Below are 22,241 nucleotides of genomic sequence, written 5' to 3'. Positions count from 1 at the left end.
TATGAGTGATGTACTTGCTGATCGTACCCCTCCGCATAATATAGAGGCCGAGCAGGCGGTTTTAGGTGCCATATTAATTGATCAAGATGCGTTAACGTCAGCATCGGAGTTATTGGTACCTGATTCATTCTATCGAACGAAACATCAAAAGATTTTTGAGGTCATGCTTGGATTATCTGATAAAGGAGAACCGATCGACTTAGTAATAATGACATCAGCGATGGCTGATCAAGGATTACTAGAAGAAGTTGGTGGAGTGTCTTATCTAGCAGAGTTAGCAGAAGTTGTTCCAACAGCTGCTAACGTTGAATATTATGCACGTATCATTGCTGAAAAGGCACTTTTACGCCGTTTAATTCGAACAGCGACTCATATAGTGTCGGATGGATACGAGAGAGAAGATGACGTGGACGGCCTTTTAAATGAGGCCGAGAAAAAAATATTAGAAGTATCCCATCAAACGAATGCAAAAGCATTTCAAAATATTAAAGATGTTCTTGTGGATGCTTATGATAAAATTGAACTTTTGCATAATCAAAAAGGTGAAGTTACTGGGATACCTACTGGATTTACTGAATTAGATAAGATGACGGCAGGTTTCCAGCGAAATGATTTAATCATTGTAGCAGCACGTCCGTCAGTAGGGAAAACTGCATTTTCATTAAATATCGCACAAAACGTAGCGACGAAAACGGATGAAAATGTAGCGATTTTTAGCTTGGAGATGGGCTCCGATCAGCTTGTTATGCGTATGCTTTGTGCAGAAGGAAATATCGATGCGCAAAGACTTCGTACCGGGTCACTAACTTCTGATGATTGGGCGAAATTAACAATGGCGATGGGGAGTCTTTCAAATGCCGGTATATATATTGATGATACACCGGGAATTAAGGTAAATGAGATTCGAGCAAAATGTCGTAGACTAAAGCAAGAACAAGGTCTTGGAATGGTTTTAATTGACTACTTACAGCTTATTCAAGGAAGTGGGAAATCAGGTGAGAACCGTCAGCAGGAAGTATCTGAGATTTCTCGTACTTTAAAAGGGATTGCACGTGAATTGCAAGTGCCTGTTATTGCCTTATCACAGTTATCTCGTGGTGTAGAATCTCGTCAGGATAAACGCCCGATGATGTCTGATATTCGTGAATCTGGAAGTATTGAGCAGGATGCTGATATTGTAGCTTTCCTATATCGTGAAGATTACTATGACCGTGAAACGGAAAATAAAAATACGATTGAAATTATCATTGCAAAGCAACGTAACGGTCCAGTAGGTTCAGTGGAACTTGCATTCGTCAAAGAGTTCAATAAGTTCGTTAACTTAGAACGACGCTTTGAGGATGGGGCATAAAGGCAGTATAAAAAAGAAACACATTTCTTATAATAAGATGTGTTTCTTTTTTTATGGTGTAAAGATAAGGCTTTCATAAGGTGAAAACATAATTCTTACGAACGAAAATGATTTTTAATAAAAAAATGTTCGCTTTTTGGTTGACTTCTTTTTCGGTTTTGGTACAATTATATTGTTTGAATAGATCGTTTGAAAATTGCGGAGGTGCTTTAATAATGTCTTCAGTAGTAGTTGTAGGAACACAATGGGGCGACGAAGGAAAAGGTAAAATCACTGATTTTCTTTCTGAGCATGCGGAAGTAGTTGCAAGATATCAAGGTGGAAATAACGCGGGACATACAATTGTTTTCGGCGGAGTTAAATATAAGTTACACTTAATTCCATCTGGTATTTTCTATAAAGAGAAAATTTGTGTAATCGGAAATGGCTTAGTAGTAGATCCGAAAGCATTACTTGAAGAGTTAAAATACTTACACGACCGTGGTGTAAGTACTGATAATTTACGTGTAAGTAACCGTGCACACGTTATTTTACCTTATCACTTAAAACAAGATGAGTTAGAAGAGGCTAGTAAAGGTGATAACAAAATCGGTACAACGAAAAAAGGTATCGGTCCTGCATATATGGATAAAGCTGCTCGTATTGGTATCCGTATGGCTGATCTTTTAGATCGTGAAGCATTTAAAGAGAAGCTTGAGCGCAATTTAGTAGAGAAAAATCGTTTGTTTGAAAAAATGTACGATACAGAAGGTTTCAGTGTAGAAGAAATCTTTGAAGAGTACTTCGAATATGGACAACAAATCGCACAATATGTATGCGACACATCTGTTGTATTAAATGATGCACTAGATAACAATCACCGTGTATTATTTGAAGGTGCACAAGGTGTTATGCTTGATATTGACCACGGTACGTACCCATTCGTTACATCTTCTAACCCGATTGCGGGTGGTGTAACAGTTGGAACTGGAGTTGGTCCTGCGAAAGTTACTCGCGTTGTAGGTGTATGTAAAGCATATACAAGCCGTGTTGGTGACGGTCCATTCCCTACTGAACTTAATGATGAAATTGGTCATCAAATTCGTGAAGTTGGTCGTGAGTACGGAACAACAACTGGTCGTCCGCGCCGCGTAGGTTGGTTCGATAGCGTTGTTGTAAGACATGCGCGTCGTGTTAGTGGTTTAACGGATCTATCATTAAATTCTATCGACGTTTTAACAGATATTCCGACTCTTAAAATTTGTGTTGCTTACAAATACAATGGCGAAGTTATCGATGAAGTTCCAGCAAACTTAAACATTTTAGCAAAATGTGAGCCTGTATATGAAGAGCTTCCAGGTTGGACAGAAGATATTACTGGTGTAAAATCATTAGACGAGCTTCCTGAAAATGCACGAAAATACGTAGAACGTGTTTCTGAGTTAACAGGAATTCAATTATCTATGTTCTCAGTTGGACCAGATCGTAACCAAACGAATATTGTTCGTAATGTATACGAAGCTTAATTGATATTTTTAGAAAAAACTCATGTCCGCATGAGTTTTTTCTTATCTTTTATAAAAAAATGAAAAAAAGTATTGCGAAGAATATAGAATACATGTTATGATACATCTTGTCGTCACGAAAATATGACGTTGGTGAGTATGAGCCATTAGCTCAGTTGGTAGAGCATCTGACTTTTAATCAGAGGGTCGAAGGTTCGAATCCTTCATGGCTCACCATTTTATTTTTCGTGGCCCGTTGGTCAAGTGGTTAAGACACCGCCCTTTCACGGCGGTAACACGGGTTCGAATCCCGTACGGGTCATGTTTTTTTTATGCTTATTTTTGGTCCCGTGGTGTAGTGGTTAACATGCCTGCCTGTCACGCAGGAGATCGCCGGTTCGACCCCGGTCGGGACCGCCACTTTTGTTTATACCACCATTAGTGGTTTTATATATAGTTTTGGCTCGGTAGCTCAGTCGGTAGAGCAGAGGACTGAAAATCCTCGTGTCGGCGGTTCGATTCCGTCCCGAGCCACTCTCAGGATATTAAGTGGGCCCACTTAATATCCTTTTTATTTATGTAATTTTACAAAACTGAGTAGTTATTTTAAAATAGAACGAGGAGCCTCTAGCAGTTGAAGCTAGAGGTTTTTCTATAGATCGTATAGGATTCCGTGTAAAAGTGGATCATACATGAGTCTATGAGAATAGAGGAGAAAATACTTAAACAAAGGATGCGGTCATATAGGACATACTATGTAAACATCAATATGTTTAGGGATTATTGACCATATTTTTATAAGGAGGAAATAGACGATGATGGGAAAGAAAATTTTAGTAGTTGATGATGAAAAGCCGATTGCAGATATTTTGAAGTTTAACCTAGAAAAAGAAGGTTTTGAAATAGTAATGGCGCATGATGGTGATGAAGCAATTGAAAAAGCTAATGAAGAACAACCAGATATGGTTTTATTAGATATTATGCTACCAGGTAAAGATGGCTTAGAGGTTTGTCGTGAAATACGTAAAAGTTCAGAAATGCCGATTATTATGCTTACAGCAAAGGACTCTGAGATTGATAAAGTATTAGGGCTTGAGCTTGGGGCAGATGATTATGTAACGAAGCCATTTAGCACGAGAGAATTACTTGCTCGTGTGAAGGCGAATTTACGCCGTCACCAACAAGGTGGTGCTGCAGAAAAAGAAGAAAATACAGAAATGGTTATTGGACCAATTGTTATTAATCCAAATGCATATAGTGTAACGAAGCGCGAGGAAAATATCGAGCTTACACATCGTGAATTTGAGTTGCTACATTATTTAGCGAAACACTTAGGACAAGTTATGACACGCGAACATTTATTACAAACAGTTTGGGGTTATGACTATTTTGGAGATGTGCGCACAGTAGACGTAACAGTACGTCGTTTGCGTGAAAAAATTGAAGATAATCCAAGCCATCCTACTTTAATTGTAACTAGACGTGGAGTAGGGTATTACTTGCGTGACCCAGAGCAGGAATAGTATATGAAGAAAGTTGGTTTTTTTCAATCTATTCATTTAAAATTTGTGCTTATATATATGCTATTAATATTAATAGCGATGCAAGTTATTGGGGTATATTTTGTAAGGGAATTAGAGAAGAGCCTAGTACAAGGTTTTAGGGATTCTTTAACGCAGCAAACAAACTTATTATCATATAACTTGAAACAAGAATTTAAAAAAAGTTATACAAAAGCAGAAACAGAGTCAACAGATGAAACGATTAAAACTTCTATTCGAAAGTTTGCCTCTGATCAAAAAAAAGTTATACAAGAGGTAAGTGTATTTGATTCGCATAGAAAGTTACTGGCTATTTCAGATGAATCAAAGCAGAATAAGGTGAATAGAACATCAACTGATATAGCTGTTCAGCGAGTGTTGGTGCAAAAAAAGCCAGAAGTGAAAATTGAGAAGGATGGTAGTACAGGCCATCGTGTTCAAGTTATGCTTACTCCGATTCTAGATGATAATGGCAAGGATGCGCTTGGTGTTATATACATCGTTGCATCTATGGAAGATGTATATAAACAAATGAAGGATATAAATCAAATTTTTGCTACGGGAACAGTAATTGCCTTATTAGTAACGGCCGTACTTGGGATTTTATTGGCTCAAACAATTACAAGACCAATTTCAGATATGCGGAGACAAGCAATCGAAATGGCAAAAGGAAATTATTCGAGAAAAGTAAAGGTGCATAGCCATGATGAAATTGGACAACTGGCATTATCCTTCAATAATTTATCAAAAAAATTACAACAAGCTCGTTCTTCTACAGAAAGTGAAAGGCGTAAACTATCATCTGTTTTATCTCATATGACAGATGGAGTAATTGCTACTGACCGAAAAGGGGATATTATTTTACTAAATGACCCTGCAGAAAAAATGTTAAATGTTTCTCGTGAAACAGCGCTCGATCAATCTGTTTTAGAGGTATTAGGGATACAGGAAGAATTTACGCTCGATCATTTATATGAAGAGCCAGATTCTGTTTTATTAGATTTTAGTACGAGAAATGAACCATATATTTTACGTGCTAGTTTCTCTGTTATTCAAAAAGAAACAGGGAAGGCAAATGGTTTAATTGCCGTATTATATGATGTAACAGAGCAGGAGCGTATAGAAAGGGAACGCCGTGAGTTTGTGGCGAATGTCTCTCATGAATTAAGGACGCCATTAACGACGATGCGCAGTTATTTAGAGGCACTTACAGATGGAGCATGGCAGGATCCGAATATTGCACCACAATTTTTAACGGTTACACAAGAAGAAACAGAAAGAATGATTAGACTTGTAAATGCGTTGTTACAGCTATCTAAACTTGATAGTACAGAGCACCGTTTAATGAAAGAATGGGTCGACTTTACTGATTTCTTTAATAATATTATTGATCGCTTTGAAATGTCTAAAGAACAAAATGTAAGTTTCAAACGATCTTTCTCTAAGAAGTCTAGGTTTATTGATATGGATACTGACAAAATTACTCAAGTGCTGTATAACATTATTTCTAACGCATTAAAGTATTCACCAGAAGGTGGAACAGTAACATATCGCTTACGTGATCGCGGTGATTTATTAGAAATTAGCGTAAGTGACCAAGGAATGGGTATTCCAAAAGAAAACGTTGATAAAATCTTTGAACGTTTTTATCGCGTAGATAAAGCTCGTTCAAGACAAATGGGTGGTACGGGACTTGGATTAGCAATTGCAAAAGAAATGATCGAGGCACATGGTGGCTCTATTTGGGCGAAGAGTGAAGAAGGAAAAGGGACAACTATTTATTTCACGTTACCAATGGCAGCAGATGAAGAGGACGATTGGGAATGAGTATGGAAAACTTTAAAACAATAGTTTTAATTAACCTAGTTGTAATTAGCCTGTTTCTTACTTTTAACCTATGGACGTATGTGCCAGATTCTACATCCATGCAAAACGCAAAATTTGTACAGGGCAATGAAGGAACGAATCAAACTAAAATTTCCGATGTTGTCCGTCCTACTTCTATCATCGTGCATAAAGATAAAAATCATTATGGGAGCAGAAGAGAGGCAGATATAGAATCAATCTATAAGCCTTTGGAAGTAGGGGAACTACATGAGTTTAGAGAGATATCAATCACTAAGGGTGATTTCCTATCCTATGTGCATGGTGAAGGGAAAATTGAACTTGTTTTCCCTACTGATATCCCATTTGATGCAGTTAAATCTATGTTTAACATGAAAGAGAAAAGTACAGATAAACCTAAACATTTTAATCGTATTCTCCTTGATCCTTCTAGGAGTAAGGATCAAGAAATTAAAATTAACTTTGTTTCTGATGGTGATAACTTTAAAATATATGAGGCAAAATTAAGTGGTGTGTATTTAAAAGATATTGTAAATGCTCAAAATCAATTTATAGTATCAGCAAAGCCCTATTTTGATTATCAAATCAATGATATGAAAAAGTTATTTTTACCAGATGGCACGACAGAGTTAAACAATATAACATATATTTCATCTAATTTAGCAGTTGATACGTTTAAGAATGCTCTGTTTAGTGATCCTCGTTATTTAAGTCCGATTACTGAGATATCGAAAGAAACATTTACAGATGGTATTAGATCCATGGAAATTGAAAACGATCGTCACATGCTAAAGTATAAAAACTCTTCTGTCTTAACTGAGAAAACGATAGATAATTTAATGCTGTTACAAAAAAGCTTTGAATTTGTAAGTGGTCACAGTGGAAGTTTGGATTCATATCGTTTGGACTATATGAATAAAGGAGAGACAGTATTTCGCTTACATGAAGATGGATATTCCGTATTCAATACAGATGGATTAGCTGAATTGAGACAAAAATGGGGATCAGAAGAAGTAATGGAATATGAAAGACCGTTGCTGTCTTTAAATACTAAAGGCATAGAACAGAAAGTTACTCTTCCGTCAGGGCATGTTGTAATAGCATCCCTAGAAAATAATCCAGAGATAAAGAAACAAGTAATTAAGGATATTGGTATTGGATACAAGTTATCACTAGATGGGCAAGTAGTTCGACTACAACCAATTTGGTATGTAAAGCTTGTTGAAGGTGAAACGGGTAAACAGCAAATCTATGAGTGGAGTGAGGGAGGACTAAATGGATTGGGATCGAATTAAAACCATATTTATTGTGACCTTTTTTGTTTTGGACCTCTTTCTCATTTTTCAATTCATTCAAAAGCAAGATAGTAATCAATTGGAGCTTATTGCAGAAACAAAGATAGATCAAGAATTAAAAGCAAATAAAATTACTATAGGGAATATCCCTAAGGAACCGAAAAAAGAGTCATTTATTAGAGCGGAAAATAAAGCCTTTAAAGAAGATGATATACAGTCTTTGAAAAATCAAACGGCGCATATACAAAATATGTACACGATAGAAAGTAAGCTAAAAGAGCCTTTTTTAAATACGAAATCATTATCAAAAGATAAGTATAATGAATTTTTGAAGAACTATGTATTGGATGGACAAAAGTATGAATTTGGAGCGGTGAAAGACTCTAAAATTTATTTCTTCCAAAAATATAAAGATAAGCCTATTTTCTATAATAATCAGGCGATGATTGTTGTGGAATTAAATGAAAAAAATGAACTTGTTTCATATACGCAGACAATGCTAACTGATTTAAAAGAAATGGGCGAAGGTGAAAAAACGAAAGAGCAAGAAATTATTACGGCTCAAACAGCTTTAGAAAATTTGTATTTAAAAAATAAAATTCATGGAAATACACATGTTAAAGAAGCGCAAATTGGTTATGCCACTCTTACCGCATCTACTTCTAATAACCAAGTACTTGCTCCAACGTGGAATTTAAAAACGGAGCAAAAGCAGGACTTCTTTGTGAATGCAATTGAAGGACAAGTTATGGAATTAGGGGAAAAGGAAAATCAAGTGGTTGATGAACATACTGGAGTGAGAAATAATGGGGTTGCATTTTAGCGTACTTGCAAGTGGAAGTACAGGAAATATGCTATACGTAGGAACCGATGAAAAAAAATTACTAGTCGATGCAGGTTTAAGTGGTAAAGCGACAGAGGCTTTATTTAAACAAGCAGAACTGAATATAAATGATGTATCAGGTATTCTTGTAACACATGAGCATAGTGATCATATTAAAGGGTTAGGTGTATTGGCGCGAAAATATGATTTACCCGTTTATGCGAATGAGAAAACATGGAATGCAATGGAACATTTAATAGGAAATATCCCAACTGAGCAAAAATTCATTTTCTCAGTTGGGGATGTGAAAACATTTGGTGATATTGAAGTCGAATCATTTGGAGTTTCTCATGATGCGGCAGAACCGATGTTTTATGCTTTCCATAATAATAATAGGAAATTAGCGCTTATTACAGATACGGGATACGTAAGCGACCGTATGAAGGGCGTTATTAAGGGAGCTAATGCTTTCGTATTTGAAAGTAATCATGATGTGGAAATGCTTCGTATGGGACGTTACCCATGGAGCATTAAACGACGCATTTTAAGCGACGTTGGGCATGTTTGTAATGAGGATGCTGCATTAGCGATGGCAGATGTAATTACAGATGAGACAAAGCATATTTATTTAGCCCATTTAAGCTTAGATAATAACATGAAAGAACTAGCTCGTATGTCAGTATCACAAGTACTAGAGGAAAAAGGATTTGGAGTGGGTGAATCCTTTGAAATTCACGATACAGATCCAAAAATGCCTACAAAAATTCAATACGTATAATTCTTCATTTTAGTAAACAATAAAGGTGAATATAGTTGTTTTCAGGAAGATGGGTGAACAAATATGTCCTTTATTGATGAAGAAAATTATCGTATGAAACGTGCAGGAAAAAAGAAGCATAAAGGTATAGTTCTTTCTAGTATAGCGGGAACAATTGTAGGAGCTTCTTTATTTGCGTTTGGAGCTCCTTTATTTTCAAATTCTGCTGATACGCTTCCGCAAGCTGAAGCAAGCGGAAGTAATATGGCCGAAGCTCAAGGAATTAAACAGATTAGCTTTGTAGATGCTGTTGATCGTGCATCTGAAGCTGTTGTGGGTGTTATTAACATTCAACGAGATAACTTTTCAGAGGCAGATTCAGAGGCTGGTACAGGATCAGGAGTAATTTATAAAAAGACAGATGGTCAAGCTTATATTGTAACGAATAATCATGTTGTAGCTGGAGCGAATCGTATTGAAGTAAGTCTAAGTGACGGTAAGAAGGTTCCTGGAAAAGTATTAGGAACCGATGTAGTCACAGATTTAGCTGTATTAGAAATAGATGCAAAGCATGTGAAAAAAATAATTGAAATTGGCGATTCTAATACTGTTCGCAGAGGAGAGCCAGTTATTGCGATTGGAAATCCACTTGGACTGCAATTCTCTGGAACTGTTACGCAAGGTATTATTTCAGCTAATGAACGTATTGTCCCTGTAGATTTAGATCAAGATGGACATTATGATTGGCAAGTAGAAGTGTTACAAACAGATGCGGCGATTAACCCAGGGAATAGTGGCGGTGCGCTTGTAAATGCAGCAGGACAATTAATTGGTATTAATTCAATGAAAATTGCTGCAAAAGAAGTAGAAGGAATCGGACTGGCTATTCCAGTGACTAGGGCTGTTCCGATTATGAATGAACTTGAGAAGTATGGAAAAGTAAGAAGACCGTATGTTGGGATTGAACTTAGGTCATTAAATGAAATTCCAAACTATTATTGGTCAAAAACATTACATTTACCAGGTACTGTAACAGAAGGAGTTTGTATTTTGGATGTGAAAAGTCCTTCGCCAGGCGCGGATGCTGGTTTAAGAGAACATGATGTTATTGTGGCAGTAGATGGAAAACCGATTCGCGATATTATTGGATTCCGCACGGCCTTATATGATAAGGAAATTAATGATAAAATGACTCTTACGTTTTATCGTGGTACAAAAAGAGTAACAACAACAGTGAAATTAGGCATTCAAAAGTATTAAAAACAGGAGGGCCTACCTCCTGTTTTCTATTGTAGAAAAGTGAGGTGAAGAAAATGAATTTACCTTGTTGTTTAGAACATGTTGAATTAGCGTTAGATATTATTGTGGATGAGTGTGAAGTTGCACCGGTTATCAACAGTGTGGATAACTCAGAAAAAGAGAAAAAAACATGTGAATTTTGTCAAAATGAGGCGACATATGTTGTATCGAACACAGATTCTCACACAATATGTGGGTAGTGTTTGTGGATATGTGGATAAGTTTTGTGGATAACATGTTTGTAAGGTGGAGGATACGTGTGAATATCTCGATTATTTCAATTGGGAAATTAAAAGAAAAATATTTGAAACAAGGTATAGCAGAATACTTAAAACGATTATCAGCATACGCAAAAGTAGAAGTAATTGAATTGCCAGATGAAAAGGCACCAGAAAATTTAAGTGAAGCAGAAATGTTAATTGTAAAGGAAAAAGAAGGTATACGTATACTGGATAAAATTTCTGATGACACGCATGTGATTGCATTAGCTATAGAAGGAAAGCAAAAGTCATCAGAAGAATTTGCGGTCAGTCTAGATCGCCTTGCTACATATGGAAAGAGTAAAGTCGCATTTGTAATTGGTGGATCACTCGGACTAAGTTCAGAAGTAATGAAGCGTTCAAACGAATCACTTTCTTTTTCAAAGATGACGTTACCACACCAATTAATGCGATTAGTGTTGCTTGAGCAAGTGTATAGAGCGTTTCGGATTAATCGTGGTGAACCGTATCATAAGTAAAATATTCTATGTAAAACAAAGGTAAGACGCTGATATTATCATATTTATTTTATTATGCCTATAACTGGAGGCTATGTGAATGGTAAGTGATCAGACGAGATATTCTAGGCTCGCGAATATAACAAAAATAATAAATACGAAATTAGAACTACGTGAAGTATTGCAGCGTGTGACAATGGCGATATCAGAGGAGATTGTTAGGTGCGATGCTGTTGGAATTTATTTACCCCAGGAAGATGGAACATTTAGAGGGTTTGCAGGAAAACCAGAGACCATAAATGGCGTAACACTCGATACTCAGGTAGTGGATCCTGAAATAGACTTACTGGCAAAAGAAGTTATGGAAACGAAAAAACCCATCTATATTCCTGATACCTCAAAGGATCATCGACCAGATCCGAGACCAGTTGATGCGTTTAAAATTAAGTCCTTATTAGCTCTGCCTATCTCATTTAGGCAAGAGTTATTTGGTCTGGTTTTTTTATTTGATTATGGAATTCCGATGAACTTAACAGATTCAGAAATTCAAAGTGTTGAAGCTTATGTAAATATGGCCGCGGTCGCAATTCAAAACGCAAATAATTTAACACAAAAGGAAAACCTTATTGTTGAGAAGCAGCTGTTACTAAATGTTACCCGTGATTTATCAATGTGTTCCTCGATACAGGAGAGTTTTGATAAATGCTTTTTTTACTTAGAACAGATTTTAGAGAGTAAAAATATGACTGCCCATCTTCTAGATCCGCTAGACAAAACAACGATTAAAACAACGAAATTAAGTAAGGGCTGTGATTGGACAGAAACTGATTGGACAGAGAAAAGCTATGAAGCCAAGATCCAAGAAGTTATTCAAACAAAAAATATAGATAGTAAGGATTTATTGATGATCCCATTGATTTCAATGGGAGAAGTATTAGGGGTAATCGTCGTTGGGAAAGAAGGAAAAGCTCACAATTACGATAATTCTCAAATTCAACTAGCAAAATCTATCGTTGATGCCACAGCCCCTACGTTTTCAAATTTGTTATATATGGATAAACTAGAAAGTATAGTGGAAGAGCGAACGGGAGAGCTAGCTGCTGCTAATGAAAAAGTTACAAGTGTGATTGAATGTATTACGGATGGATTCTTTACTTTAAATAATAAATGGGAATTTACGTACGTAAATAAGCACCAATATTTTCAGCAAAGAAAAACAGCAAAAGATGTATTAGGAAAGAATATATGGGATGTTTTCCCGAGTGATATCGACACAGTTATGTATAAGGAATTTCATCGTGCGATGTCAGAACGAACTACAGTTCATTTCGAATTTCTTTCTACTGCAGATGAATATTGGCACGAAGTTATTGCATACCCGTATGATGATGGTATTTGTTGTATTTTTAAAAACATAACGGAAAAAAAGAAATATGAACAGGAATTGAAAAGATTATCTAACATTGATTTAATAGGGCAAATGGCAGCAGGTATCAGCCATGAAATTAGAAATCCAATGACAACGGTACTAGGATTTTTGCAGTTATTAAAAGAAGAGAATACCTATGAGAAACATAATAAGTACTTTCATTTAATGATTGAAGAACTTAACCGTGCCAATTCTATTATTACTGAATTTCTCTCAATGGGTAATACAAGGAAATTGGATTTGCAGATGTTAGATTTAAATTCAATTATCCGCGATATTATTCCGTTAATAAAGATTGATACGTATAATCAAAATAAATATATTCAAGTCGATACAAATGACATTCCGGAATTACTTTTAAATCGTAATGAGATACGGCAATTATTAATGAATCTATATCGTAATGGCTTAGAAGCGATGAGTACAGGGAAAGTTCTAACCATTAGCACCTACAAGGAAGGTCAAAATTGTGTGGTGCTTGCAGTGCGGGATCAAGGAAAAGGTATCAGGCCTGAAGTATTAGAGAAACTGGGTACGCCATTTTACACGACCAAACATAATGGAACTGGATTGGGGTTAGGTGTATGTTATGCCATTGCTGCCCGCCATAATGCAAAAATAGAAATTCAAACAGGATCGGAAGGCACTACCTTTTTTGTTAAATTTAATTATGAAAATAATAAAAAATAAGCTTATTTAGAATAGTTATGATGAACCGTATCATAAATAAATTTATTCTTTGCATATAAAAAGGATAAAAAGACCATTGGACAAAAATTACCGATGGTCTTTTAAATATTATTAGATGGTATGTAGATTTCCTAAAATAAGTATGTTTCTATTTCCATAAAAATATGCTGTAATATGAAGAGGAAAAAGTATAAGTAGTTAGAGAAGTGAGGAATTAAAGGTGAAGAAGTTTAAGAAGTTTTACTTGGAGATTACGAGTGTGTGTAATCTTGCGTGTAGCTTTTGTCCGCCGACGGAAAGGCAGAAGCAATTCATTTCTGTAGAGGATTTTGCTAAAAGATTAGACCAAATTAAACCTCACACAGACTACATTTATTTGCACGTGAAGGGTGAGCCGTTGCTCCATCCGAAAATAGATCAACTATTAGACTTAAGTCATGAAAAAGGGTTTAAAGTTAATATTACAACGAACGGAACGTTAATTAATAAGAGAAGGCATAGGCTGTTAAATAAGCCCGCGTTAAGACAAATGAATTTTTCACTGCATAGTTTTGATGGACACCCAGGTTCGCAAGATAAAGAGGGCTATGTAAGGAGTATACTTTCCTTCATTAGGGAAGCGACAAGTCAATCAGATTTAATTGTATCGTTAAGGTTATGGAATTTAACTCAGGATAATAAAACAAATGCTGAAATTCAGAAAAATAGGGAGTTATTATCCATAATTGAAAATGAATTTGATCTATCTTATCAGATTGAAGAGAAACTTACACCAGGAAAAGGTATAAAAATTGCAGAACGTGTCTTTATTAATCAAGACTATGAATTCCAGTGGCCAGCATTACATGAAGAAGAGGATGATGGGAAAGGATTCTGTCATGGACTTCGTAATCAAGCAGGGATTTTAGCGAATGGGACGGTTATTCCTTGTTGTTTAGATGGTGAAGGGATTATTAACCTTGGAAATATTAATAATGATTCATTTTCTAACATTATAGAAGGTGAAAGAGCAACAAACATTGTCGATGGATTTTCAAAAAGAGTTGCGGTTGAAGAGCTTTGTAGGAAATGTGGATATCGTAAAAGGTTTGGGAAGTAAATATGAAATAAGCCCTCATAAAGCGAGGGCTTATTTTTTATTCTTGATAAGAATGCTCTAATTCATCAATTAATGAACCAACGTAAGAAACAGCTTGACGGATTGCATCTGGTTTTGACATATCTACTCCGGCATGTTTCATTAGTTCAAGTGGTTTCATTGTACCACCAGCGCGAAGCACATCTAACCAGCGATCAATAGCAGGTTGTCCTTCATCTTTAATCATTTGAGCTACTGCAGTTGATGCAGTGAGGCCTGCGGAATATGTGTAAGAATATAGACCCATATAATAATGAGGCTGACGCATCCAAGTTAAGCCCGCACCTTCATCGATTTCTACAGAATCTCCCCAGAATGTGGAAAGGACATTTGTTTTAATTTCAGTTAAAGTTGTAGCTGTAAGGGCCTGTCCTTCTTCTGCTAGAGCATATACTCTACGTTGGTATTCACCCTCAAGTAAATGAGTAACAAAGTTGTGATAATATGTGCCGAGTAGTTGTAGAATGACCCATCTGCGCATCCTCTTATCGTCAGTAGTCGCTAGTAAATGCTGAGCTAATAGTAATTCATTCATAGTTGATGGTGCTTCAACAAAGTACATAGATGGGCGTACGTTCATGATACGTTGGTTTTTATTTGCTAAATAGAAATGACCAGCATGTCCAAATTCATGTGCTAATGTGAAGCATCCACGCATCGTATTTTGCCATGTAATTAAAATATAGGGATGAGAGCCGTATGGACTTGAGCAAAATGCCCCTGTTGATTTGCCTACGTTATCTGCAAGATCTACCCATCTTTCTTTGAATCCTTTTTGGATTATGGAACTATATTCATCGCCTAATACTTTTAAAGAATCTTGAATGAGCGTGGCTGCTTCTTCATAAGTAATCGTCGGATTAAATTCGGGATCTAAAGGTGCGTGTAAGTCGCAGAAAAGCATTTGATCGAGTCCTAATACTTTCTTTTTTAAATCTGCAAAACGGCGCATATGAGGTGCTAATTCTTTATAAATAATATCAAGTTGGTTGTTATACATTTCAAGTGGAACCTTTTGTGGTTCTAATAGCATATGGGTAACGGATTCATATTTACGTAAACGAGAAAGTGTTACTTGTTTTTTTACTTCGGTAGCATATGTTGTCGCAACTGTATTTTTATATCGTTTTAGTGTGGAAACAAATGATGAATATGCTTTTCGACGTATATATGTGCTTGGAGAAAATTCATATTTGCTTTCAAATAATGAGAATGAAACAGGGAGTTCGTTTCCTTGTTCGTCTTGTATAGAAGTGAAATCCATATCTGCCAATTTAGTCATGCCGTAAATTTTGTATGGAGAACTATGAACTTCGCCAAGTGCAGCAAGTGCTTCTTCTGTTTCGGGAGAGAGTGTGTGCTGCCTTTTTTTGAGTATTTCTAGTAACGACTTACGGAAAGGTTCGAGTTTTGTTTCTTCAGTTAAATATTTTTCAATTGTTCCTTCGTCGAATGAGAGGATTTCATTATGAATAAAGGATAGTGCAGTATGTACTTTCGTCCATAAAGCAGAAATTTTGGAAGAGTTCGCTTGAATAACTGGATTTGTACGATCAGTAGATTCTTTTAAATTTGCATATGAGTACAGTTTTGTTAACTTCATTAAAAGCTCTTCTTCTAAAAGTAGGCAATTTAATAAAGTTGTGGAGTTAGTATGTAAACGTCCTTTAAATGCATCAAGTTTCTGTATATCATTTTCTAATATGTTTAATGCGGTATGCCACTCATCATTGGACTTATACAAATCAGACAAATCCCATTTTAGTTCGTTAGGTACTTCCGCACGAACAAGACGATTCTCAATTATAGTTTTCATGTCTTATATCCTCCTTATTAAAAGCATCTAAAAATATGATACTAGAAAATTCAGTAAAATAAAAATATTTCACATTTTTATATATGAAAAAGAAGGAGAAGCATAGAAATGCTTCTCCTTCTTTTTAAATTTAAGAATTAATATACTTTGTCACCATTGAAAATCGAGTTTTTCACGACAACATAATCTACAGTACGAATAGCATCTAGTTTTGTTCCACCAGCGTAAGAGATAGAAGATTGAAGATCTTGTTCCATTTCGATTAACGTATCTTCTAAAGAACCTTTATGCTCAACGAACATTTTCTTACCTTCAACGTTTTTCTTCTCACCCTTTTGGAATTCAGAAGCAGAACCGAAGTATTCTTTATAAAGTTTGCCATCTCTTTCAATTGTTTCCCCTGGAGACTCTTCGTGACCAGCGAATAGAGAACCGATCATGACCATAGTTGCCCCAAATCGAATAGATTTAGCTACGTCGCCGTGTGTACGAATACCACCATCAGCGATAATTGGCTTACTTGCAGCTTTTGCACACCAGCGAAGTGCAGCTAGCTGCCAACCACCAGTTCCAAAGCCTGTTTTAATTTTAGTAATACAAACTTTACCAGGTCCAATACCAACTTTTGTTGCATCAGCACCAGCGTTTTCTAATTCTCTTACCGCTTCTGGAGTTCCAACGTTTCCAGCGATAACGAAGCTCTCTGGTAAATGTTTTTTAATATGTTGAATCATGTTGATCACAGCATTAGAATGACCGTGTGCGATATCAATCGTGATATATTCAGGTGTAAGTTGCTCAGCAGCTAATTGTTGTACGAATTCATATTCGTCCTCTTTTACACCAACGCTGATAGAAGCGATTAATCCACGTGATTGCATATCTCTAATGAATGAGATTCGTTTCTCTGGTTGGAAACGATGCATGATATAGAAGTAATTGTTTTCAGCTAAATAAGTTGCGATTCTTTCATCAATAATCGTTTGCATATTTGCAGGCACGACAGGTAATTTAAATTTATGTTTTCCTAAAGTGACAGTTGTATCACATTCAGAGCGGCTATTTACAATACATTTTGCAGGAATTAATTGAATATCTTCATAGTCGAATACGTTTTCCATCATTTACACCCCTAAAATACGAATATTTTATTTTTATTAATCAAAAATGTTCGTCCATAGGATAATTTACATTATTTTTATTAAGAAGTCAAAGGATTTCTTAACATTTTTTGAAAAAGTAGATTTTATATCTGAAAAAAAACGTTAAAAACGAATTTAAAACATTTTTTCAATTGTATTGTTCGTTTATGAAAAAAGGTTGAAAAATTGAGATAATTATACAAGGTTGTATGTATTCTTTTTATTTTTTGGTAGGGTGAGGGTACTATGAAAGGGTTAATGCTAACAATACGAGCAAAAGATGTTATCAATTAGTTGAACAATATATGAAATGATAAGGTTTATTTCTATATAAAAAAGATGAATCTGGTATGATCCACCTTTTTATGTGAGGTTTCAAGTATAATAAGTAGGGTGATAGTAACGTATACAAAAGATAAAAAAGAAAATAATACAGAATAAAATGAGGTTAATATATGAGTAAAAAAAGTTTTTCTGATTATAAATTAAGTAAGGAAATTGTAAGGGCACTTACTGGGTTAGGATATGATCATCCAACAGAAGTACAAGGTGAGGTTATTCCAGTCGCATTACAAAAGAAGGATCTTGTTGTGAAGTCCCAGACTGGAAGTGGAAAAACAGCTTCATTTGGTATTCCGCTTTGTGAAATGGTGGAGTGGGAAGAGAATAAACCACAAGCATTAGTTTTAACACCAACGAGAGAGCTTGCGGTACAGGTAAAAGAAGATATTACAAATATAGGTCGATTCAAAAGGATTAAGGCTGCGGCAGTTTATGGGAAATCTCCATTTGCACGTCAAAAATTAGAATTAAAGCAAAAGACACATATTGTAGTTGGGACTCCTGGTCGTGTGTTGGATCATATTGAAAAGGGTACCCTTTCTTTAGAGTGTTTGAAGTATTTAGTTATTGATGAAGCAGATGAGATGCTAAATATGGGCTTTATCGATCAAGTAGAGGCAATTATTGATGAATTACCTACAAAAAGAATGACAATGCTATTTTCAGCAACACTTCCAGAAGATGTTGAAAAATTGTCTCGTACATATATGAATTCACCAACTCATATCGAAATTAAAGCAGCTGGGATTACAACGGATAAAATTGAACATACTCTTTTTGAGGTAATAGAAGACGAGAAGCTTTCACTACTTAAAGATGTAACAACGATTGAGAATCCAGATAGTTGTATTATTTTCTGTCGTACACAAGAAAATGTAGATTATGTATATAGACAGTTAAAACGAGCTAACTATCCTTGCGACAAAATACATGGTGGTATGGTACAAGAAGATCGTTTTGAAGTCATGGATGATTTTAGAAAAGGGAAATTCCGTTATTTAGTAGCAACAGACGTGGCTGCGAGAGGAATCGATATTGATAATATTACACATGTTATTAATTATGATATTCCACTTGAAAAAGAAAGCTATGTACATCGTACTGGAAGAACGGGACGAGCTGGAAATAGTGGAAAAGCTATTACATTTATAACACCATATGAAAATAGATTTTTAGAAGAGATTGAGGATTATATTGGTTTTGAAATTCCAAAGGCAATTGGACCTTCAAAAGAAGAAGTTATGAAAGAGAAAGCTGCATTTGAAGAAAAGATACATGCTAAACCAATTATAAAGAAAGATAAAAATGCGGACATAAACAAAGGCATTATGAAGCTGTACTTTAATGGCGGGAAGAAAAAGAAAATTAGGGCGGTAGATTTCGTCGGTACAATTGCTAAAATTAAAGGTGTTACAGCAGAAGATATAGGCATTATTACGATACAAGATAACGTTTCTTACGTTGAAATATTAAATGGAAAAGGACCGCTTGTCTTGAAAGTCATGAAGACTACAACGATTAAAGGGAAACAATTAAAAGTTCATGAGGCAATTAAGTAAATAAAAAACTATCCACTCTAATAGGTGGATAGTTTTTTATTTATGATTCTTTCAAATCATCAACTAGTTGCTCTGCTAAACGTCTATACATATTACTCATAGTCACGAAGGATGTTAATAGTAGAAATTTTTCGAGCTTTGTATCTTCTAAGGAAGAGATTTCATTTACTTCAGCAACACGGTTATTTACGTCTTGTTTAAAGCTTTCGACATTGGTTTCAGTAAGAGCAAGATAATTTTTATATACCGTATTTAAATCGAATGTATCATCGTTTAATAAGGAGTTATTTATATTTTCTAATGAACTCTTTATGTCATTAATGGAGAGAGCGCCTTTTAATTGATAAATTAAGCTAATTAAAATCATATGCTCTTTTGAATACTTTTTATTTTTGATAGGGATGAATAGTTTCCCTTTTGCGTAATTATTAATCATCGTTTTTGTTAATACTTTTTCATCGTCAGTTCTTGTTGTATCTGCATAAGTATTCTCAAATAGTTGGACAACTTGGTCTACATATAAGTCAACATTTGGAATATCCTCAAGTTTAATATTTTTTTCTAAATGTAATGTTTCAAGTAATTCATTTATATTTTCCACGTAGGATCCCTCACTTTTATAACTTAGTGGAACTTAATGTTTAATATATCTTTAAATATGGTATTACGAAACAAATGAATTGTAAATGTTGACCTTAAAATGAAATGTGTATATAATTACATGTAGTTATTAAAACTACATGTAATTATATAAGGGGTGTTATTATGAATGCTTATGTAAGAGAACCAGTTAATGCATTTACTCACTTGGGTGGAGCGATATTGTCATTTGTTGCATTATTAGCTATGCTTGTGAAAGTTTCTATTAAGATGCCATCATTTGCTGCAATTACAGCTGTTATTTTGTTTGGTATTGGGATGATGGTCCTTTATACGGCATCAGCTGTGTATCATAGTGTTGTGGCCAATGAACGTGTTATTTACTTCTTTAGGAAGCTAGATCATTCTATGATTTTTATATTAATTGCAGGTACATATGCACCCTTTTGCTTAATTACATTAAATTCAGCAAGTGGTTTGCTATTATTTTGTTTAGTCTATGCAACTGCGATTTGTGGCATTGTGTTTAAAATGTTTTGGTTTAATTGTCCAAGATGGTTATCGACAGCAATTTATATTACGATGGGTTGGTTAATTGTTTTATTCTTTGCGCCGCTAGCTGAGAATTTAAGTACAGGAGGCATTGTTTTCTTAGTACTTGGTGGCATTTTTTATACAATTGGTGGATTTATTTATGGAACAAAGCCAAAATGGTTAGAGTTTAAATATATGGGACATCATGAAATTTTTCATGTTTTTGTATTACTAGGTAGTCTTGCGCATTTTCTAAGTGTATATTGTTACGTAATTTAATAAAAAAACGCCACATAATTTTTATTATGTGGCGTTTTTTTATTACCTGATTAGAATCGTATATGTTATAAAATTATTATGGGATAAAATGTAAGTTTCTGTGTTCGCATATTAAACATAGGATAAGAAATATGTGATATACTTTGAGAAGTTTATAATGAATGAAATATGGAGGACTATAATTATGGCAATACTTGTAACAGGTGGAGCAGGGTATATTGGTAGTCATACATGTGTAGAATTACTAAATAGCGGTTACGAAATTATAGTAGTGGATAATCTTTCGAATAGCTCGATAGAATCTATAAATCGAGTGAAAGAAATAACAGGAAAACAATTTAAGTTTTATAAAGAAGACGTTTTAAATCGAGAAGCGCTTGACGTAGTTTTTGAAGAAAATGCAATTGAAGCAGTTATTCACTTTGCAGGATTTAAAGCTGTAGGGGAGTCAGTAGCGATTCCATTAACATATTATCATAACAACATTACAAGCACGTTAGTGCTATGTGAAGTAATGCAGAAACATAATGTAAAGAAGATGATCTTTAGTTCATCTGCAACTGTATATGGTATCCCGGAAACGTCACCGATTACGGAGGAATTTCCATTAAGTGCAACAAATCCATATGGTCAAACGAAATTAATGATTGAGCAAATTATGCGTGATGTAGCATTTGCAGATGCAGAATGGAGTATCGCATTACTTCGCTATTTCAATCCATTTGGTGCACACGAAAGTGGGCGTATCGGAGAAGATCCAAATGGAATCCCAAATAACTTAATGCCATATGTAACGCAAGTAGCAGTAGGTAAGTTAAAAGAATTAAGTGTATTCGGAAATGACTATCCAACGAAAGATGGAACAGGAGTCCGTGATTACATCCATGTTGTGGACTTAGCAAATGGTCACGTAAAGGCGCTTGAGAAAGTACTGAATACAACAGGAGTAGATGCTTATAACCTAGGCACAGGCATGGGCTATAGTGTACTAGAGATGGTTAAAGCGTTTGAAAAAGTTTCGGGCAAGAAAGTTCCTTATAAAATTACAGAGCGTCGCCCAGGTGACGTGGCAGTGTGTTTTGCTGATGCATCTAAAGCGAAGCGTGAATTAGGCTGGGAGGCAACACGCGGATTAGAAGAGATGTGTGCAGATTCTTGGAAATGGCAATCAAATAATAAAAATGGCTATTTAGAAGTTTAATGATGAATAAAAAAATGACCTTTGCATAAAAGCAAGAGGTCATTTTTATTAAGTTTATTAGCGAACCTAGAAAAGAACGTTTGCTGTTTTAAATGATATGATTTTACAATATCTTATGCTAGAAGGTAGTAGAATGAGATAGAGGAATGTATTATTTTATTAATTTTTTATAGAAATTGAAAGCGTATTATTGAAAAGTATTCCAACACTTGTATCATTGCTAGAGTCCGTTTATAATCAAGGAATCCTAGTTCATGTTTTGATAGGATTATTTATTATTGAAAGCGTTTTAAGTTCGCTCCTTTTTAAGGTAGGAGGTCTGACTTATTCAGATGAAAAATTATGTATGTAGTTTTAAATGGGAAGAAAAATAATATCAGTATCACTTTATAGTGTGG

At 35.2% G+C, this 22,241-nt stretch carries 18 protein-coding genes and 4 tRNA genes; 19 read left to right on the top strand and 3 right to left on the bottom strand.

What is annotated here, in order from left to right; translation table 11 throughout:
* The first annotated feature begins 1 nt into the window (after position 1).
* The 16 genes from dnaB (at position 2) to ACO6VI_RS07885 (ending at position 14,331) form a co-directional block, all read left to right on the top strand.
* Positions 2–1,351 (top strand): replicative DNA helicase, encoded by a 1,350-nt coding sequence (dnaB, locus tag ACO6VI_RS07960; protein WP_001286147.1) that lies wholly within the window; start codon positions 2–4, stop codon positions 1,349–1,351.
* A 215-nt stretch (positions 1,352–1,566) separates the two neighbouring features.
* A complete protein-coding gene (locus tag ACO6VI_RS07955) occupies positions 1,567–2,856 on the top strand; it encodes an adenylosuccinate synthase (protein ID WP_000100230.1) in 1,290 nt (429 codons plus the stop codon).
* 140 nt (positions 2,857–2,996) lie between these two features.
* Positions 2,997–3,072 (top strand) — tRNA-Lys (locus ACO6VI_RS07950).
* A gap of 13 nt (positions 3,073–3,085) precedes the next feature.
* A tRNA-Glu gene (locus tag ACO6VI_RS07945) sits at positions 3,086–3,157 on the top strand.
* A gap of 22 nt (positions 3,158–3,179) precedes the next feature.
* A tRNA-Asp gene (locus tag ACO6VI_RS07940) sits at positions 3,180–3,255 on the top strand.
* Between the two features lie 41 nt (positions 3,256–3,296).
* A tRNA-Phe gene (locus ACO6VI_RS07935) sits at positions 3,297–3,369 on the top strand.
* A 281-nt stretch (positions 3,370–3,650) separates the two neighbouring features.
* Positions 3,651–4,358, top strand: coding sequence for a cell wall metabolism DNA-binding response regulator WalR (walR, locus tag ACO6VI_RS07930; RefSeq protein ID WP_000971865.1), 708 nt, complete (start codon positions 3,651–3,653; stop codon positions 4,356–4,358).
* A 3-nt stretch (positions 4,359–4,361) separates the two neighbouring features.
* Positions 4,362–6,203, top strand: coding sequence for a cell wall metabolism sensor histidine kinase WalK (walK, locus tag ACO6VI_RS07925; RefSeq protein WP_000755367.1), 1,842 nt, complete (start codon positions 4,362–4,364; stop codon positions 6,201–6,203).
* Entirely contained in the window at positions 6,200–7,516 is a 1,317-nt protein-coding gene (locus ACO6VI_RS07920; protein ID WP_000061569.1) for a YycH family regulatory protein, read from the top strand. The genes walK and ACO6VI_RS07920 overlap by 4 nt, the downstream gene beginning before the upstream one ends.
* A complete protein-coding gene (locus ACO6VI_RS07915; RefSeq protein WP_000383720.1) occupies positions 7,497–8,339 on the top strand; it encodes a two-component system regulatory protein YycI in 843 nt (280 codons plus the stop codon). Before ACO6VI_RS07920 ends, ACO6VI_RS07915 begins: the two co-directional genes overlap by 20 nt.
* Positions 8,323–9,117 carry an MBL fold metallo-hydrolase gene (locus ACO6VI_RS07910; RefSeq protein ID WP_000522837.1) on the top strand — a complete coding sequence of 265 codons (795 nt, stop codon included), beginning with the start codon at positions 8,323–8,325 and terminating at the stop codon, positions 9,115–9,117. Before ACO6VI_RS07915 ends, ACO6VI_RS07910 begins: the two co-directional genes overlap by 17 nt.
* 63 nt (positions 9,118–9,180) lie before the next feature.
* A complete protein-coding gene (locus ACO6VI_RS07905) occupies positions 9,181–10,356 on the top strand; it encodes a S1C family serine protease (RefSeq protein ID WP_000008031.1) in 1,176 nt (391 codons plus the stop codon).
* 53 nt (positions 10,357–10,409) lie between these two features.
* Positions 10,410–10,595, top strand: a complete 186-nt coding sequence (locus ACO6VI_RS07900) for a CxxH/CxxC protein (RefSeq protein ID WP_001052833.1) — start codon at positions 10,410–10,412, stop codon at positions 10,593–10,595.
* A gap of 59 nt (positions 10,596–10,654) precedes the next feature.
* Complete coding sequence (rlmH, locus tag ACO6VI_RS07895; protein WP_001027003.1) at positions 10,655–11,134, top strand: 23S rRNA (pseudouridine(1915)-N(3))-methyltransferase RlmH; 480 nt, start codon at positions 10,655–10,657, stop codon at positions 11,132–11,134.
* Positions 11,135–11,213: 79 nt separating this feature from the next.
* Positions 11,214–13,232 carry a GAF domain-containing sensor histidine kinase gene (locus tag ACO6VI_RS07890; RefSeq protein WP_161520349.1) on the top strand — a complete coding sequence of 673 codons (2,019 nt, stop codon included), beginning with the start codon at positions 11,214–11,216 and terminating at the stop codon, positions 13,230–13,232.
* Between the two features lie 220 nt (positions 13,233–13,452).
* Positions 13,453–14,331, top strand: coding sequence for a radical SAM/SPASM domain-containing protein (locus tag ACO6VI_RS07885; protein ID WP_000713633.1), 879 nt, complete (start codon positions 13,453–13,455; stop codon positions 14,329–14,331).
* A gap of 37 nt (positions 14,332–14,368) precedes the next feature.
* Here the strand turns inward: ACO6VI_RS07885 and pepF are convergent, their stop codons facing one another.
* Positions 14,369–16,186: an oligoendopeptidase F gene (gene pepF / locus ACO6VI_RS07880; RefSeq protein ID WP_063549231.1), complete on the bottom strand. Its 1,818-nt coding sequence runs from the start codon at positions 16,184–16,186 to the stop codon at positions 14,369–14,371.
* 137 nt (positions 16,187–16,323) lie between these two features.
* Positions 16,324–17,307: a GMP reductase gene (guaC, locus tag ACO6VI_RS07875; protein WP_000432447.1), complete on the bottom strand. Its 984-nt coding sequence runs from the start codon at positions 17,305–17,307 to the stop codon at positions 16,324–16,326.
* Positions 17,308–17,783: 476 nt separating this feature from the next.
* Here guaC and ACO6VI_RS07870 point away from each other — a divergent pair, with 476 nt between their 5' ends.
* Positions 17,784–19,229: a DEAD/DEAH box helicase gene (locus ACO6VI_RS07870; RefSeq protein ID WP_161520350.1), complete on the top strand. Its 1,446-nt coding sequence runs from the start codon at positions 17,784–17,786 to the stop codon at positions 19,227–19,229.
* Positions 19,230–19,269: 40 nt separating this feature from the next.
* Here the strand turns inward: ACO6VI_RS07870 and ACO6VI_RS07865 are convergent, their stop codons facing one another.
* Entirely contained in the window at positions 19,270–19,830 is a 561-nt protein-coding gene (locus ACO6VI_RS07865; protein WP_000427877.1) for a DUF1836 domain-containing protein, read from the bottom strand.
* 164 nt (positions 19,831–19,994) lie between these two features.
* Here ACO6VI_RS07865 and trhA point away from each other — a divergent pair, with 164 nt between their 5' ends.
* Together trhA and galE are read left to right on the top strand one after the other, a co-directional pair.
* Positions 19,995–20,642 (top strand): PAQR family membrane homeostasis protein TrhA, encoded by a 648-nt coding sequence (gene trhA / locus ACO6VI_RS07860; protein WP_000995368.1) that lies wholly within the window; start codon positions 19,995–19,997, stop codon positions 20,640–20,642.
* 184 nt (positions 20,643–20,826) lie between these two features.
* On the top strand, positions 20,827–21,843 hold the full coding sequence (gene galE, locus ACO6VI_RS07855) for a UDP-glucose 4-epimerase GalE (RefSeq protein ID WP_098355717.1): 1,017 nt from the start codon (positions 20,827–20,829) through the stop codon (positions 21,841–21,843).
* Positions 21,844–22,241: the final 398 nt, after the last annotated feature.

This window comes from Bacillus sp. PSXD-155 (genome assembly GCF_049310765.1).
GTDB classification, from domain to species: domain Bacteria; phylum Bacillota; class Bacilli; order Bacillales; family Bacillaceae_G; genus Bacillus_A; species Bacillus_A cereus.
Note: the sequence above shows the minus strand (reverse complement) of the source record. Positions and strands in the feature narration are given on the sequence as shown.

Excerpts from the sequence above, each read along its gene's own strand:
- ACO6VI_RS07920 (WP_000061569.1), top strand. The coding sequence starts at position 6,200 with ATGAGTATGGAAAACTTTAAAACAATAGTTTTAATTAACCTAGTTGTA.
- galE (WP_098355717.1), top strand. The coding sequence starts at position 20,827 with ATGGCAATACTTGTAACAGGTGGAGCAGGGTATATTGGTAGTCATACA.
- dnaB (WP_001286147.1), top strand. The coding sequence starts at position 2 with ATGAGTGATGTACTTGCTGATCGTACCCCTCCGCATAATATAGAGGCC.
- ACO6VI_RS07905 (WP_000008031.1), top strand. The coding sequence starts at position 9,181 with ATGTCCTTTATTGATGAAGAAAATTATCGTATGAAACGTGCAGGAAAA.
- ACO6VI_RS07910 (WP_000522837.1), top strand. The coding sequence starts at position 8,323 with ATGGGGTTGCATTTTAGCGTACTTGCAAGTGGAAGTACAGGAAATATG.
- ACO6VI_RS07915 (WP_000383720.1), top strand. The coding sequence starts at position 7,497 with ATGGATTGGGATCGAATTAAAACCATATTTATTGTGACCTTTTTTGTT.
- walK (WP_000755367.1), top strand. The coding sequence starts at position 4,362 with ATGAAGAAAGTTGGTTTTTTTCAATCTATTCATTTAAAATTTGTGCTT.
- ACO6VI_RS07870 (WP_161520350.1), top strand. The coding sequence starts at position 17,784 with ATGAGTAAAAAAAGTTTTTCTGATTATAAATTAAGTAAGGAAATTGTA.
- ACO6VI_RS07900 (WP_001052833.1), top strand. The coding sequence starts at position 10,410 with ATGAATTTACCTTGTTGTTTAGAACATGTTGAATTAGCGTTAGATATT.
- trhA (WP_000995368.1), top strand. The coding sequence starts at position 19,995 with ATGAATGCTTATGTAAGAGAACCAGTTAATGCATTTACTCACTTGGGT.
- ACO6VI_RS07955 (WP_000100230.1), top strand. The coding sequence starts at position 1,567 with ATGTCTTCAGTAGTAGTTGTAGGAACACAATGGGGCGACGAAGGAAAA.
- walR (WP_000971865.1), top strand. The coding sequence starts at position 3,651 with ATGATGGGAAAGAAAATTTTAGTAGTTGATGATGAAAAGCCGATTGCA.
- guaC (WP_000432447.1), bottom strand. The coding sequence starts at position 17,307 with ATGGAAAACGTATTCGACTATGAAGATATTCAATTAATTCCTGCAAAA.
- ACO6VI_RS07890 (WP_161520349.1), top strand. The coding sequence starts at position 11,214 with ATGGTAAGTGATCAGACGAGATATTCTAGGCTCGCGAATATAACAAAA.
- pepF (WP_063549231.1), bottom strand. The coding sequence starts at position 16,186 with ATGAAAACTATAATTGAGAATCGTCTTGTTCGTGCGGAAGTACCTAAC.